The organism is Lachnoanaerobaculum orale, assembly GCF_003862485.1.
Lineage (GTDB): Bacteria > Bacillota > Clostridia > Lachnospirales > Lachnospiraceae > Lachnoanaerobaculum > Lachnoanaerobaculum orale.
Genome location: NZ_RRCM01000001.1, coordinates 1,297,374 through 1,311,677 on the forward strand (window position 1 = coordinate 1,297,374; position 14,304 = coordinate 1,311,677).

Genomic DNA, 14,304 nt, shown 5'->3' on the forward strand with positions numbered 1-14,304 from the left:
AGAAAAACAAGTTGACAGAGCTAAGCTAATGCTTGAAAAAGGTAGCATCAAAAAAGAAAGGCGAAATCCTAATGACCCTGCCAGGTTTATTAGTAGCCTTGCGGTGACTGATGATGGAGAAAAGGCAAATGTACATAACTTTCTTAATACAGATAAAATAGATGAAGAAACTAAGTATGACGGTATGTATGCTGTCTCAACAGACCTACTTGACGATAATGTAAGTGAAATACTAAGTATAAGTGAAAAGAGATGGCAAATCGAAGAGTGCTTTAGAATTATGAAAACCGAGTTTGAGGCAAGGCCTGTGTACTTACAAAGAGTTGACAGAATTACGGCTCACTTCTTAACTTGTTTTTTAGCATTGATTATTTACAGATATCTTGAGAAAGCTTTAGAACACAAATATACATGTGAAGAGATTCTAAAAACCTTAAAGGATTTTAATTTTGCGTATGTAAAAGAGCAAGGTTTTATACCGCTATATAAAAGAACGGAGCTTACAGATAAGCTACATGAGATTTGTCATTTTAATACAGATTTTGAATTTATAACAAAAAGTCAAATGAGAACAATTAAAAAACAAAGTAAGGGAAAATAAAATACTATTTTTTTAGTTTCAAAACGAAATGTAAATACCCTCCAAAGCCGCTAAAACAAAGGGTTTGAAGGGTATTTTATCTTTCAAAACTGTCAAAGACGGGATTATGTATTTTGTTATATAATCGTTAGAATAAAATTAGAGGAGCATCAATCATGGATTTTGAAAAATTGAAATCATTTAGAAATATAAACAACAACTTTGCAAAATTACTCGGCATAGAGCTTACCGAGCTTTCAAACGGCTATGCCAAAGCCACAATGAAAGTCACAAAAGAATTTTTAAATCCCATAGGCTCAATACATGGAGGCTGCCTCTATACCATCGCCGACATAGCAGGCGGTGCCGCCGCAAGTTCCTACGGAATACATGTTACTACAATAGACGGCAACTTCCACTATCTGCGTGCGGGAATAAACACTAAGGAACTTTCCGCTACAGCCACCGAAATAAAGAAAGGAAAGAAAATCTCCGTATACAGCATATCTGTAAAAGATCAGGACGATGTCGAGCTTGCGGTCGGTATATTTTCATTTATGTCACTGGGGAAAGCGATAGAGATATAAGATGTATGAACTCCATATGCTCATGTTTTATATTTAACGAAAAAGTCTGTCACTGATTGTATACAATCACAATATCATAAAAAGCCCCATTTAAGCCATTCTCAGAAACAGATTGACAGACTTTTTATCCTGTAATACAATGGTTTTAGGTCAAAACAAGGGTTTTCACCTATTACTATGGCTTAAATGCAGTTGTGAGTACCTTACCTATAAGGAATGGAAACATTTTACCTCCACTTCAGTAAGTGTAGGTTTCACGTGAGTACCTTACCTATAAGGAATGGAAACTATTCTCTCCACCTCTTTGCCTTTTGCTTTAGATTGGTGAGTACCTTACCTATAAGGAATGGAAACTCGCCCTTTGCTATCTGCTTATGATATGAGGGTATTTTGTGAGTACCTTACCTATAAGGAATGGAAACATTATAAGTATCAGATTCCTTCTCTTGAAGTTTCCGTGAGTACCTTACCTATAAGGAATACACCCCAACCGGTATTTTGATATATCTGTTGGCTCTACCTTACCTTTAAACAACAAAAAACAGTAGCACCATTTTGATACTACCGCCTTTTTGTATTGTCTATATTTTATTTTCTTTTCTGATACTGTCTACTTCTTCATTTATTCCTCTAATATCTATTCCAAATCCCTTCTCACAGTTATCCTCTATGTCCTTACTTTTCAAATAATTTATATCCTTTGCAGAATCTGAATAACTATGATTTGATAAATGTACTGAAAAAGGTATGCCTTTTTGTATGACCATTTGTTTTAGACACATTCTGAGAACAGTTGATAAATCAATGCCCAGCTGATTACAAATATCTTCAGCATCAATTTTTAAATCCCTGTCAATCCTAAACTGTATTAAATCCTGCTTATTCAAATTTCCACTCTTCCCATTATCCAAGCCTCTTCAAATTCTTAATATAATTTACAATAAAATTTTTTAAGTTAATCATACTTACTCTATAGTTGGAATTTCCGTGGTTAAACACATTTCTGATTATTTTCAGAGTGCGGTGGCTTTGCAACAGAGGAACCACTTTAGCTCTAAAATCATCTAACACTATATTTCCAATCCTATCATTGTGAATATATCTGCTTTTTATTTCCAACTTATCACCTTGGTTATTGCTTCCGGGATAATAATAGCGCAAAGCATGATTTGTTAAATTTCTCCATTCTACATTCGGTTCTCTACTTCCCTCTATCAAATGATATACATAAAAAGCCAATTCCTTGCCTCTGTCTTGATTTTCAAACCTGAATTTATTCAAATATTTGTTAAATGCACTGTATTCATCCTCTCCAAAATTTTTCAGTTCTTCCCTATTAAAGTATAATATTTCTTTATCTTGATAATAATAAGGAAGCATGGATTCTATAAATGTAAGAGCCTGCTGAATCAATCCTCTGTTTACACACCAGATAATAAGGTCCAAAATATTGGGGTCTTTTAGCAGATCACCGTATTCATCTTTTATTTTTTGCTCAAAGATTCCCAATGATGTACCCTTTAATATACTGTTTCCGTCTTCACTTACTCCGGCTTCAAACTCTTCTCCAAGTTCTTTTAATCCCTCAAGGAACGGTTTTGAGTCGGACATCTGCGCACCTAATGAAATCTTTTGCATATGCTTTGTGATTTGCCTTGCGGTATTTTGTACAGCCGGATCCGCTCCGGTTAGATATGAAAACTCATTTTTACTGTCAAAGTATTCCGATAATACATCTGCATTACCGAAGTGTAGAAAATCATTGATACCTGAGAAAAAACTGAAAATATTAAAAGCAGCACTTTGGTCTTCTATTCTGCCTGAAGCCATATTTATACCCATTATCATCTTTGGTCTTATTGCTTCTCCCACTGATAACAATGAGATAACTGCACCTAGAGCAATTACTACATCCCTTAGTCCTCCATGAGTATCAATATATAGTCTGAACGATCTTTTTTCCTGATTCTTTTGACTGCGTATAAACTCTGCTGCCATTGCAATAGCTCCCAATTCATCATCCGGAAAATAACATTCCTCTTCCTTAGATGCAGGTATCAAAGGAACAGACGGATCAATTATATCCTCTTCCTGAAGTCTATGTTCAGTTGGAAGTTGATTCTTATATAATTTTATCACCTGATAGTTTATTTTATGTTTTCCTTTTTCAGGTGATTCATCAATTCTTTCTTTTAGGTAAGACACTGCACTGTGTATATTACCATTGTTGTCTGTTCCATTCTTTTCATCCTTTTCCAAGGTTTTCCTGCTGCAAAGCATTATAATATTTACCTCATCTTCAGGAGGCATTCGCTTCAAAAAATAACGTACTATACTTTCTCCTTGAGATTTGCAGTCCTCAATAATAATATCTTTTCCGTCGTTTCCTATACCTTGAAATTGATCTCCAATTTCCATTCTCGGGTGGTTTCTACCGTTAAATGTGCTGACAGCCATAAGTATTGTGGATGACATAATATATTCCTCCTCTTATAATATTTTACCTACTTTCTCTTTTCATCTTCCTTAAGTTCCATTACAGGTAATTTCTGCTCATTAATGTCTGTACTACCGGAGTTTAAAATATACTTAGGTTTATTGCCTCCCAATTTTAAATTCTCAGAAAACCACTTTGAAGAAGCCAAGTCATTTATTGCCGGAGTCTGACTCTTATCTTTTCGTTTATCTACCACATATGGGTAAGCTACTTTTGTATTTGCATCCAAATTAGTAAAAACAGTTATATCTAATATACTTCTCATGGCTTCTATTGATTTTTGCATATCAGAGAGTTCTTCTTTATGAATATTCCACTTCTCCAAATCACTGTGTATTTTTTTCGTATACTTATAATGCTCTTGGGTTTCTTCATTTTCATCAACTATACAATCATTGAAAATTCTTTCTTCAAGACTTTCTATCACAATCTTTGCACTTCCAAATCCAAGCGGTTTTCCATGTCCAAGCTTAAAACAAAAATTTCCGTCCGCTTTATTTTCACCCAAACATAATAAAGTAGCAAGTTCATCCAACTGTCTCTGTGTCAGATTCTCAAAATAGACTTTAAATTTAAAGCTTCCCTCATCAATGCCTTCCATTTTTGAGTCGATTTTTTTAATGTCCAAACTTCTTAGGGCTTTGTAATCAGGAATAAAATGTCTATAAAATTTTCTTCCTTTTATATTGCATTCAGCCGCATCATATCCCAAAGAATAATCGTTTACATCTGCATAGAATGGTAGATATGAAGGATGTGGTGTACGCAGTTCAGTAAGATTGTATTTCTTAATTGCTTTATCAATATTACCATCAAATATGGCATCAGTGATACGGATATGGCTACCAAAACCTTCCTCATCTCCTACCATACCAAATAAACTACAAGCTTTACAAAGTTTTTTCACATCATGGCATGGCATTCTGCCTTCATCATTTGTTCCCAAAATTTCATCTATTGATGTTTCATAACGAAATCTTCCAATATTGGCAAAAGAAAAATAGTACTTTACTTTTTTATTTTCACTTTTATTTTTCTTATACCATATCGGAAGTACAGCATTAGTTGCTTCTTCAAATCTCTTCAAGTCTACTTGTGTGTACCCACTGTGCTGATCTTTGTCTCCAGGTTTTCGAGAACTGACAAATTTTTGATTTGTCTTCTCATCCATATATTTTTTCTGTATTTCTTTTAATTGCTCAAAGCACTTCTCAATAACTTTAGATTCTTGTGATTCTACATTATTTTTTTCAAATATACTTTCATACTTTTTTCTATTAATATATTCGCCGATACAGTAGTAACCTAATATATATCCGTCTTTTTCATCCGCTGAAGTACCAAGTACTCTATATTGAGGTATTCTCTTTCCCTGCCTATTTTCAATATTCTTAACTACTCCTTTAAAGTAAACAGCTTCACCATAATTACCAATAACATCACTATAATTTACTGTTATCCCATTATCAAACGGTTTTGCACCATATTCTTCTATAGGAAGCAAATATCTTGTAGCTGAGTATAATTCCCATTTTCCATTTTCTTTTACCAGTAATCCGGGCAAAAAAGGGCTCTTTGTCCTTGCAGTAACATATTGCCCACTTCTTGCAGTAGAATAGCATGAATCTGTCAAGGCCTCATAAATGCTGCGAAGAGGACCTCTTATCGAGCTTCCGGGTATCACAGGCTTATCCCAAACTTTAAAAAAAGGATATGAAAAATGTTTTATCTCCCTGTTTTTCGTATTCTTTTCTTTTCTATCTTCTATCTCTTCTTTTTCCAACACATCCGGAATCAATAATGGAGTTTTGGGATATATACGACAAACAAAAACTCCTGTATGACTTTCGAGCTCTTGTTCCTGTTCTTCTCTATTTACTGTTTTGCTTCCTTCTGAAAAAGTATATGGATTTATAAAGAAAATTTTATCGCTGCTCTCATACTTATATTTTATTTTGTTATTTTTCCCATTCCACTTATTTTTATATTCGGGCATCCTTATTCTCCTTTCAAATCCTTACTATAGTCCCTTTTATCAGCACTTTCAAAGTCAACCAAGCGGTAATCCCTTATAAACGCCTGACCTGATTCATTATCCACTCCAAAATAATGACGAATTCTTATTGCGGCTCTGTCTAAATCCGCTATATCTTTTGGAAGATTATAACTTCCGCCGGCTGTTGTATTCATTACCCCGGGAGCTTTGTTTGACCTGCTTGTATCAATGTCAAGAAGCTGTACTTCATCAAAGTAGTCCACGCCTTCTTCTTTGTTGTCATCTTCCTTCTGGCATCTATAACTGAAATCTTTTCCTATATCACTTCTAAAGAGCTTCCATTCTTTGTTCTTGTCAAAAACACGAAGTTCCAGCAGCTTATTCACGTTTTTAATAATGTCTTTATTCCAAATACCTATATCAAATTTATCCGTATACTGTGCAACAAAGAATGTACCGTCTGTAGCATCAGGAAAGTCTTCATTTATCTCATTTAACACTTTTTCTATATCATTATTTTTGACCTGTATGTGTTCCATCCTCTGTCTCCTTTTTTCCAATCAATGCTTTCAAAGTCTCATATAGCTTGTCAAATACTACAGAGTTTGTTTCACCCTCAAGCTTACCTTCGTTCAGTTTTACTCCGTTTATTTCCAGTATGGAAAAAATACCTCTTCCCACAGATGTTGCTCCTCCGACTGCCAAATATCCTTCATGGAGGTCGGTTAATGTGGCCGCCAAAGCATTGATAAAATCATCCGAATATACCACAGCTGTATTATAAGGATCTCCAAAACTTATATCCAATGTAGTTTCCCCACCTATATATATTTTCTCTGTAAACAATGCGCCTTCTGCAGTACTTCCAAGGAATCTGTCGATAGCATTTCTTGAGATTTTTTTAAACTGCCCACCTGTCAGTTTGCTTTCATTAAAATAAATAAGTGACTTCTCTTTTACTTTACTGTTTACAGTACCGAAATAATAATAAGTTTGAATATCATCTTTACCTCTTTCAAATTTTTTGACCTTACTGCAATCAATCAGCTCTTCCATTCTATGGCCTATAGCTCCTGCCCAAGTGGTGCCGGGAATAACCGCCACCTCTTCCGATCCGTTCTTATCAAACTTTACAGTTGTCAGCTGCTCTTGATCAGGAGAAGATTCCTCATCACTGCATTCTGTGCTGTATCTTCTTATAGAAAGTCCTCCTTCCAATCTTAGTTTTAATGAAAGCTTATTATTATCTTTTAATGTCCATTTTTTATCTTCATTTAGAGTCTTTATCATATCTTCATATGAATCGCCAACTTTCCATGACTCGTCATCAAAAAGATTGAATTCCAACCAATCCTCTATACCATTATCAGGATTTTTTACAAGTTCAAAGCTTCTTCTGATGATTTCTACATCACATATTTTGCCATATCCCCTGGTAGTCTTTGCACCGAATCTGATATCCGTTTCTTTCCAGATTTTTGCAATATTTGTCAGCACTTCATCAGCTTTTACTTTTTCATTTATGTCCGATTGTTCCTCGGATATCTCTATAAAAGTTTGAAACTTACAATCACCTTCCAAAATTTCCCGGTCAAATTTTGCCTGTTTTTTTGCACTTTTATACTCATTTAGGGCAACACCGTCCCTTTGAGAAATACGGTATTTAGGATTTCCGTCCTTATCTTTATTATCTCCTACTAAAGTGGCATCATAAAATATGATTCTACTCTCTATAATATCGTCGTCACTATTGAACTTATTTCCTGTATTGGTTGGTGAATATCCAAAGTAATACTTCCACGCCTTCTCATCCATAATCCCCTGACAGGCTTCTCTAAGCACTCCGGCTACAGCACTTCCAGGAATATAAGGAATCCCCCTTGCATCACGTAAAATATCCTGATCTGTAATATCATTTCTTCCACTGCCGATACATAAAGGAGAGTCCGGTTGAAAGGTTATTTTTAAATAATGTTTTTTTATAATTTTCCCCATTTCACTGCTCCTGCTAATTAAATTTTTTCAAATACTTTTGATTTGCCAACAACTCAAGCATCAAGTTACCCCACCAACCAAGAATATGTGAATTAACTTTTTTCTCATCCGTCAGTTGGCATAACAAGCTGTATATTCTGCATTTTTCCGATTCATTATACTTATCCGTGTTTGCTCCAAGTATCTTTTTAATATCCAAACTGCCTAAATCATTTTTATCAGGTAGCTTTGTCCCGAAGAATCTCTCTGCAACTTTTCCGATCTCATTTCTTTCCGTATCACGCTTTATAGATACAATACGTTTTGCAAAATCAATATACTTCTCATTTGCAACCGATTCACTGTCAGGTAAAGTCTCTTTTACCATAAGATTCACACGCCCTATGGTAGATGGAGACATGATAAGCTTTGAATTGTCTTTATCCATTTTTACAAGCATATCTTCAAGTATATTTTGGTAAAGTACTTTATATAAGCTCTGTTTTAATATCTCTTTGACCTCATCATTAATATTAGAAAGCTCATTATCAGCTTTTGTAGATTTATTATCTTCATTATCCACTTTTAATTCGTATGGAAGTTCATCTCCTTTATAAATACTGACCTTCCCGAAGCCCTCTAAATTTCGTTCGCCTACATAATAATTTTTGATATCGACATCTTTCTCTGCTTTATATACAAATGTAGAACCTGACTCTATTCCTGCAATAGGAGCTTTTCTAAGATTCCAAACACCCGAATAACCATATATCATTGCAGGCTGTATGGAACAGAACGGGTAATCAGTCTCTCCTATTTGAATATCTTCATCCGCTTTTTCATTTAATAAGCCAAGCTGCTCTCCTATAATTTTATATACCTTCTTCGGCTCCTGTGTATATCCGTAATCATCAGAAAAAATACCTCTTGAAGCCAATGAAACATATATCAGCTCGCCTTTTTTAACATTAAAATCATTGATTATGTCGGTATTTAGCGATATAATACGGCATTTTCCATACTGCGCAGTCTTTGACTTTCCGAAACTGAAATTTGTCTTTCTTAAAAGGTTCAAAATAAGTTCATAATCCCTTCTGCCGCATATAATATTTCCTGCAAAGATTTGTCCTTCTTTCAATGCAGTCTGTGAATACAGCAGGGCATCATCACCTCTTCTGTGGTGATAGATGACCCTTTGCTTCGGCTCACAATCTAAAATATTCAATGAACCGGACTTATTTAATTTTTCAAGGTGTATATATTTGCCTTTTAATTTCTTTGGTTGATTTCCGTTTGCAGGATTATAGTCATCACTGCTATAACCTTGATTCTCTGAATATTTTAAGCTGTTTACATATTTCTTGCTTTTTTTCATCTTGTTTATGAATGAAGGTGCCGGATAAAAATTATGTTTTCCATCTGAAATATTAAAATCAGAATATATGGTATCTCCGTTTAAAAACAAACGAACAAACTCTTCATCATCTGCACTGTTACCCTCTATACCAAGATAGCTTCCTGCCAAAGTCCCCAACACAGACTTACCGGAAATATACTTAAGTGTAGTATTTTTATCATCTCCACTGATTATCAATGGCCCAAGATTTTCAAAAAATACAGTAATATTAAGTTTTTGATTTAAATCTTTATTTATTTCTACATTTTCAACAATTTTAATATTATCTTTTGTATCGGCTGCTTTATCCTCTGCCTTAAACTCGCATTTTACACATCCAAGTCCACGATTTCTATTCATACCTATATGACGAAGTGACTTACATATCTGTTTTAATTTATCTTCTTGACCATCCGGGTATTCTACCTTTGCAATGAACTCAAGTCTGTTTTCTTTATCAAAAGGTGAAAATTGATGGATGATTCTTGTAAATCTAAGTGAATTGTCATCCGCAACACCGTTTTCCATCCTTGTTTGCGCCTTCACATCGGAAAAAAGATCCAGTACTTCATAAGGTGATATATATTTTTTAATTTTTTTATTTTCTTGTAGAAGTTTCAGACCCACCTTTATCTGTTCATATCCTGATATATACGCATTCTCAATTTTGATACCCTTTGTAGAATCATCGCCGCTTACTCCAAACAGATAATTTAAAGGATCTGTAGATTCTTCCCACAATCCCGAGTCACTTAAAAGTTTTGCACATTCTCTTAAACACCCCTTCAGTCTTCTTGCCGGTATAAAAGGAAGTCCAAGATCATCATGCTCTACCTCGGAGTCAATAGTTCCATAGTATGAATATCCGTTTCCCGAACATAGATCCGAGTACAGTGTAATATGTATTTCACCTTGTTTTTTATTCTGCATTTTCTTCTTCCTCTTCTTTTGCCTTTCCATATCCTGTATCATACATACGTACAAGATCCTTTAGGAGTTTCTTATTATTTATAAAATACTCAACACTCTCAATATCTGATTTAAATCCCATGCTTTCCTTTTTATCTTTGGACATATGAGCTATAATTCGTCTAAGCTCTGTTCTTAGTGCTGATTCCGAAAGCGATACGGGGATTGCCAAACCTTTAATATTGCTTCTGCCAAGAAGTGAAAGCTTTGTATGGAAATCTTCAACATCTCCCAATGTAAGGAGATTATCCCCTTTCAGCTTTTCTATTATTTTTTTATTATCAGCCTCTTCTGTTGCTTTTCCTTTTTCCCAAGGCGGCAAGTTTTTATTTTTTACAGGTTTATAGTGATATGATGTCTTTTCTTCAATATTACTTTCCACCAACCAAGGTCTTGAATTATCATCATCTCCATTTTCTTTGCGAATATCACTTAACTTAAAGCCTATTCCGCCTTGACAGTACTCAAAGTCCATAAGATTGGCCAATGTCAAGCCATTTTCCTTCATATAATTTTTGCAGGTATCCTCACAGCACTGCTCAGCAATACGGTATGCATCTGAGAATGGTGTATGACTGTGGAAAATAGCCGCTCCGGCACATGATGAATATGGTGAAGGTATCTTTGAAAGATATTCTTTTATAATCTCATAAGATTCATCGGCTCTACATATGATAGTCATCTCATCTCCGGCTCCGATTAGGATTCTGCTTCTAAAATGTTTTTTATCTGAGGACTGCTTCTCATCTTCTTTTAACATATCCTTCTTTCTGTCATCAATAAAAGTTTTCTGTATTTTCTTGGAAAATTCTCTAAGTAAATTTACGCAGTCGTCATAATTTTTCTTTCCATTTAAGCATGCCTGTACCTTGGCACCCATAGCATTTCCGTCAATATAAAATATTGCCAACATGCTGTCTTCACCCTTTGTCTCGGCCACGATATTGTCTAATATCGTCTCACCCATCTCATCACTATGCTTCCCGGCTTCTTCCCAATATTTTTTCAGCTTGGCATTTGTCTCTGTAGAACATTTAAAATATGACTTTCCTGAAGCACTGATATCTTTCGGTGCATGATCATACATATAAGTCAAAGGCATTGATGATACCGGAGATGTCTGTACTATAGGCAAACTTCCATATGGCTGTGTACAAAGTGCAGTGCTTTCACGAAATCTGTGCCTTTGATACAGCCTCTCATAATCTCCCGGATTCTTGGAATCATCACTATGGTAGTTATCTTCTCTAATGTTTCCGATATATGTGGCAACTACTCTTAAAGTTCCTATCTCTTTAAGTATTTTCTTTGTAAAAATCTCTGTGGTCTTTTTCATTGCTTCTTCATTCTTATAAAGCATCAAAAAGTTTCCACCTCCGTCATAGACAATCTCACCTATATACTGATTACCGTTCATTCTCTCTTCAAATTCCTTGAAGCTGAATTTCTTAAGTTTATCTTCATTCGGATCATACCTAAAAACAGCATCACTACCTTTAAATTCTTCATTTATACAATCTCTATATACCTTTGCGGCATCATATAAGTAATCTTTAAACAAATCTCTGATTATTAAAGATGCTCCAACAATCTCCTTTAACTTTGAACTCTTATAAATAAATTCCTGTTTTCCTCGTATATCATACATACAAAGGACATAATCTTTTTCAGCCATAGCTTCTCCTTTAACAATATCACTTTTAAGACTTTGGTATCAGATCTGTTCAAACATCCCGAATCCTTGAGAATTCCTTGAGCCCAAACCTGTATCATATAAAAACTGCAAGCTTTCTATATCCGACTTTAACGTAAAACTTCCCTTCCAAGCCGTTATAAATATTTCACCTCCGAACTTTGTTACATATTTATTTCTTGCTATGTTAAAATCCTTATGTGGAAGTAAGAAGATTCCTGTACTGTTCTTTTTTCCTACTACAGCTTTAAATTTTCTTTGAAAGTTCTTTGTTAAGTAGTAATTAAAGTACGGATCTGTCGGTTCAAGATAATTTGTTTTTGTTTTCTCACCTTCCCGATATGCAATATCTACACAAACAGGTGACAGCATTCTGATTTCCAACTCTTCATCCAATATCTTGGTATTAGTAACCTCATATCGAATCAGAAAAATTCTCTGTCCTGCCAGTTCAAATACTTCTTCATTTTCCAATGCCTGCGCAAGTACCTCGCAGAAAAAAGGAACAGGACTTCTTATTTCCCACTCTATAACATTGTCAAACATTATTTTAGAACCCGACACTTGAAAATGACCATTCAACAAGCTGAATACAAAGAGTTTGAAACTTTGTCCTTCGGTTTGAAATCCTTTATTATGCAGAAAATCTGAGAATTCAGGATATTCAGAGAGTCTTTTATAAATAAATCCCTGTAGAATATGATGATATGAAATAGGTAACGCAAGCTTATCCTCTATCTGAAAATATAGTTTAAATTCCATGTCTGCTCCTTTATAAGCTCTTTTTTAATATCTTCTAAACTGTACAAATTCAAAAAGCATCTCTTTATGATATTTTCCTTCATCATCTTTCCACTCTTTGACATTGCGTTTACTGCAAGCTGCAACTAGATCTATACCTTCATTTTTTAACAGAGTTACCAATCTGAATGATAAAGTAAACTCTCCTTGTAAAAGTACTACCTTGTCATTAAGCGCTAATATTTTTTCTTTATATTCACTTGCCATGGCATCCAATTGTTCTTCCGTATACGCCGGATCTACAGGAGGAAAAGGAATCTCCTTGATATCTCCATAAATACTTGCTGCTTTTTTTTGTTTTTCGTCCCACATATCATATGGATGATTGGTAAAGTTAATCATGACTTACTCCTTTTATTTGATATAATTTTTCCATAAAAATATCCGGCACCAAGTATGCCGGATATTAAAATCAGATTTTCAATTTTGTGCTTTGTATAGTATTTAATATAATATCCCTCTTACTGTTTTGGCTTATCCATTTTCGAAGGTACTTTTTATATTAAATAAAGTTATCATTACCAATAATTAAGCTTTATCATAGTACTGTCTTTGTTATATAGCTGATAATATAACGGTACAAACTTTATATTGATTGGTAAATAATTAAATATATCTAAACAATATCGTAAGTTTTATTTATGGAAATGTCAATATGTTTATTTTTAAACTCTAATATCCAGACTTTCTGCCGAAGTTTTGTACCCACTCAAGAGTACCGTTATTGTTGTAGCATCCTACTCCTATAGAATCAAAGTCCTTATTGAGAATATTTTTCTTATGTCCTTCCGAATGCATCCATGAATCCATAACAGCTGCAGGATCTTTTTGTCCTTCTGCAATATTTTCTCCCCAATGATTATATCCGCTTGGAAAAGCTGAAAAACAATCCGAACCGTCAGGTCTGTCATGTGAGAACAACTCCGCAAGCTCATTGGCACGCAAGTGAGCTGTATCCATCAAGCTGTCATCCTTCTTTAATGGCGGAACACCGCGCTTTGCTCTCTCCGCGTTGACAAGTTCTATAACCTTATCCTCATACTCGTCTGTTGATATTTGCTTAGGTTTTTCATCGGAATACAGCTTTGACCAATCAAAACCGCTATTGTTCGAATTATTATTACCAGTACCGCTGTTATCCGAATAATTATAGGTATATGTGTATGTATTTGAATTATTACCTGCGTTATTATTTCTTTTATACGATGAATTAGTGTATTCTATATTCGGCTGATATGCACCGGTACTGTCTACATAGTATCCGTCAGGTGTATATGTATTCGCATCCATACGACCGCCGTTTGAAGGATTCAAATAATACCATACATTATTAAGTGAGATCCAACCGACACGCATATTTCCGTTTACAGCGTCCAAATAATACCAACCGCCGCCATAATTTAGCCAACCTGTTTGCATATACCCTGAAGCACCCATGTAATACCAAGTATTATTTATATCAATCCATGATGACTGTACATAGGAACCGTCGGAATATTCAAACCACCAACCTATCCCGTTTCTCTGCCAGCTTCCTACACTTGCAAAAGCAGGTACCGTCATAGCCACAGTTCCGGCCAACAGCGCCGATGCAAATAAAACACCCTTTCTCATAACATTTTCTCCTTTTACTCTACAAAAAAACATCTACGACACATATAATGCCATAGATGTATTTTAAAACTGTTAAATAAAAATGTAAAGACGGTTACGATAAAGTCTGTGACTTTATTCCATATATGCACCCTTCATCATGCCATTTATCCCTCCTACTCCTTACTGAAAATATATTAAAAAGATGTCGGACAAAT

General features: G+C 34.7%; 11 protein-coding genes, 1 pseudogene and 1 CRISPR repeat array. Of the genes and pseudogenes, 2 read left to right on the forward strand and 10 right to left on the reverse strand.

All coding sequences use genetic code 11. The features are described 5' to 3' along the window. Nucleotides 1-601, forward strand: a pseudogene (locus EHW90_RS13795) (IS1634 family transposase); the annotation flags it as partial. 155 nt (nucleotides 602-756) lie between these two features. Further along, on the forward strand, nucleotides 757-1,167 hold the full coding sequence (locus EHW90_RS06275; protein WP_124952032.1) for a PaaI family thioesterase: 411 nt from the start codon (nucleotides 757-759) through the stop codon (nucleotides 1,165-1,167). Between the two features lie 194 nt (nucleotides 1,168-1,361). Then, nucleotides 1,362-1,654: direct repeats of the CRISPR family, unit length 30 nt; unit sequence GTGAGTACCTTACCTATAAGGAATGGAAAC. A gap of 94 nt (nucleotides 1,655-1,748) precedes the next feature. Here the strand turns inward: EHW90_RS06275 and EHW90_RS06280 are convergent. The 10 genes from EHW90_RS06280 to EHW90_RS06325 form a co-directional block, all read right to left on the reverse strand. Then, a complete protein-coding gene (locus tag EHW90_RS06280) occupies nucleotides 1,749-2,054 on the reverse strand; it encodes a type II toxin-antitoxin system RelB/DinJ family antitoxin (RefSeq protein WP_124952649.1) in 306 nt (101 codons plus the stop codon). A 16-nt stretch (nucleotides 2,055-2,070) separates the two neighbouring features. Further along, the gene (locus EHW90_RS06285; RefSeq protein ID WP_243113926.1) at nucleotides 2,071-3,642 is read right to left on the reverse strand and encodes a TM1812 family CRISPR-associated protein; all 1,572 of its coding nucleotides are present in this window, start codon (nucleotides 3,640-3,642) and stop codon (nucleotides 2,071-2,073) included. A 29-nt stretch (nucleotides 3,643-3,671) separates the two neighbouring features. Then, nucleotides 3,672-5,660, reverse strand: a complete 1,989-nt coding sequence (locus EHW90_RS06290; protein ID WP_124952033.1) for a TIGR03986 family type III CRISPR-associated RAMP protein — start codon at nucleotides 5,658-5,660, stop codon at nucleotides 3,672-3,674. Nucleotides 5,661-5,662: 2 nt separating this feature from the next. Continuing rightward, on the reverse strand, nucleotides 5,663-6,199 hold the full coding sequence (gene csx19, locus EHW90_RS06295) for a type III-D CRISPR-associated protein Csx19 (RefSeq protein WP_124952034.1): 537 nt from the start codon (nucleotides 6,197-6,199) through the stop codon (nucleotides 5,663-5,665). Continuing rightward, nucleotides 6,174-7,655 carry an RAMP superfamily CRISPR-associated protein gene (locus tag EHW90_RS06300; protein WP_124952035.1) on the reverse strand — a complete coding sequence of 494 codons (1,482 nt, stop codon included), beginning with the start codon at nucleotides 7,653-7,655 and terminating at the stop codon, nucleotides 6,174-6,176. The genes csx19 and EHW90_RS06300 overlap by 26 nt, the downstream gene beginning before the upstream one ends. A gap of 13 nt (nucleotides 7,656-7,668) precedes the next feature. After that, the gene (locus EHW90_RS06305) at nucleotides 7,669-9,960 is read right to left on the reverse strand and encodes an RAMP superfamily CRISPR-associated protein (RefSeq protein ID WP_243113927.1); all 2,292 of its coding nucleotides are present in this window, start codon (nucleotides 9,958-9,960) and stop codon (nucleotides 7,669-7,671) included. Further along, nucleotides 9,950-11,674: a hypothetical protein gene (locus EHW90_RS06310; RefSeq protein WP_124952037.1), complete on the reverse strand. Its 1,725-nt coding sequence runs from the start codon at nucleotides 11,672-11,674 to the stop codon at nucleotides 9,950-9,952. The genes EHW90_RS06305 and EHW90_RS06310 overlap by 11 nt, the downstream gene beginning before the upstream one ends. Before the next feature lie 39 nt (nucleotides 11,675-11,713). Continuing rightward, nucleotides 11,714-12,454, reverse strand: coding sequence for a CRISPR-associated endoribonuclease Cas6 (gene cas6 / locus EHW90_RS06315; RefSeq protein ID WP_124952038.1), 741 nt, complete (start codon nucleotides 12,452-12,454; stop codon nucleotides 11,714-11,716). A gap of 24 nt (nucleotides 12,455-12,478) precedes the next feature. Next, complete coding sequence (locus tag EHW90_RS06320) at nucleotides 12,479-12,835, reverse strand: hypothetical protein (RefSeq protein WP_124952039.1); 357 nt, start codon at nucleotides 12,833-12,835, stop codon at nucleotides 12,479-12,481. A 330-nt stretch (nucleotides 12,836-13,165) separates the two neighbouring features. Beyond that, nucleotides 13,166-14,107: a CAP domain-containing protein gene (locus EHW90_RS06325; RefSeq protein WP_124952040.1), complete on the reverse strand. Its 942-nt coding sequence runs from the start codon at nucleotides 14,105-14,107 to the stop codon at nucleotides 13,166-13,168. Between the last annotated feature and the right edge of the window lie 197 nt (nucleotides 14,108-14,304).

Excerpts from the sequence above, each read along its gene's own strand:
- cas6 (WP_124952038.1), bottom strand. The coding sequence starts at position 12,454 with ATGGAATTTAAACTATATTTTCAGATAGAGGATAAGCTTGCGTTACCT.
- EHW90_RS06325 (WP_124952040.1), bottom strand. The coding sequence starts at position 14,107 with ATGAGAAAGGGTGTTTTATTTGCATCGGCGCTGTTGGCCGGAACTGTG.
- EHW90_RS06300 (WP_124952035.1), bottom strand. The coding sequence starts at position 7,655 with ATGGGGAAAATTATAAAAAAACATTATTTAAAAATAACCTTTCAACCG.
- EHW90_RS06290 (WP_124952033.1), bottom strand. The coding sequence starts at position 5,660 with ATGCCCGAATATAAAAATAAGTGGAATGGGAAAAATAACAAAATAAAA.
- EHW90_RS06285 (WP_243113926.1), bottom strand. The coding sequence starts at position 3,642 with ATGTCATCCACAATACTTATGGCTGTCAGCACATTTAACGGTAGAAAC.
- EHW90_RS06320 (WP_124952039.1), bottom strand. The coding sequence starts at position 12,835 with ATGATTAACTTTACCAATCATCCATATGATATGTGGGACGAAAAACAA.
- EHW90_RS06275 (WP_124952032.1), top strand. The coding sequence starts at position 757 with ATGGATTTTGAAAAATTGAAATCATTTAGAAATATAAACAACAACTTT.
- EHW90_RS06310 (WP_124952037.1), bottom strand. The coding sequence starts at position 11,674 with ATGGCTGAAAAAGATTATGTCCTTTGTATGTATGATATACGAGGAAAA.
- csx19 (WP_124952034.1), bottom strand. The coding sequence starts at position 6,199 with ATGGAACACATACAGGTCAAAAATAATGATATAGAAAAAGTGTTAAAT.
- EHW90_RS06305 (WP_243113927.1), bottom strand. The coding sequence starts at position 9,960 with ATGCAGAATAAAAAACAAGGTGAAATACATATTACACTGTACTCGGAT.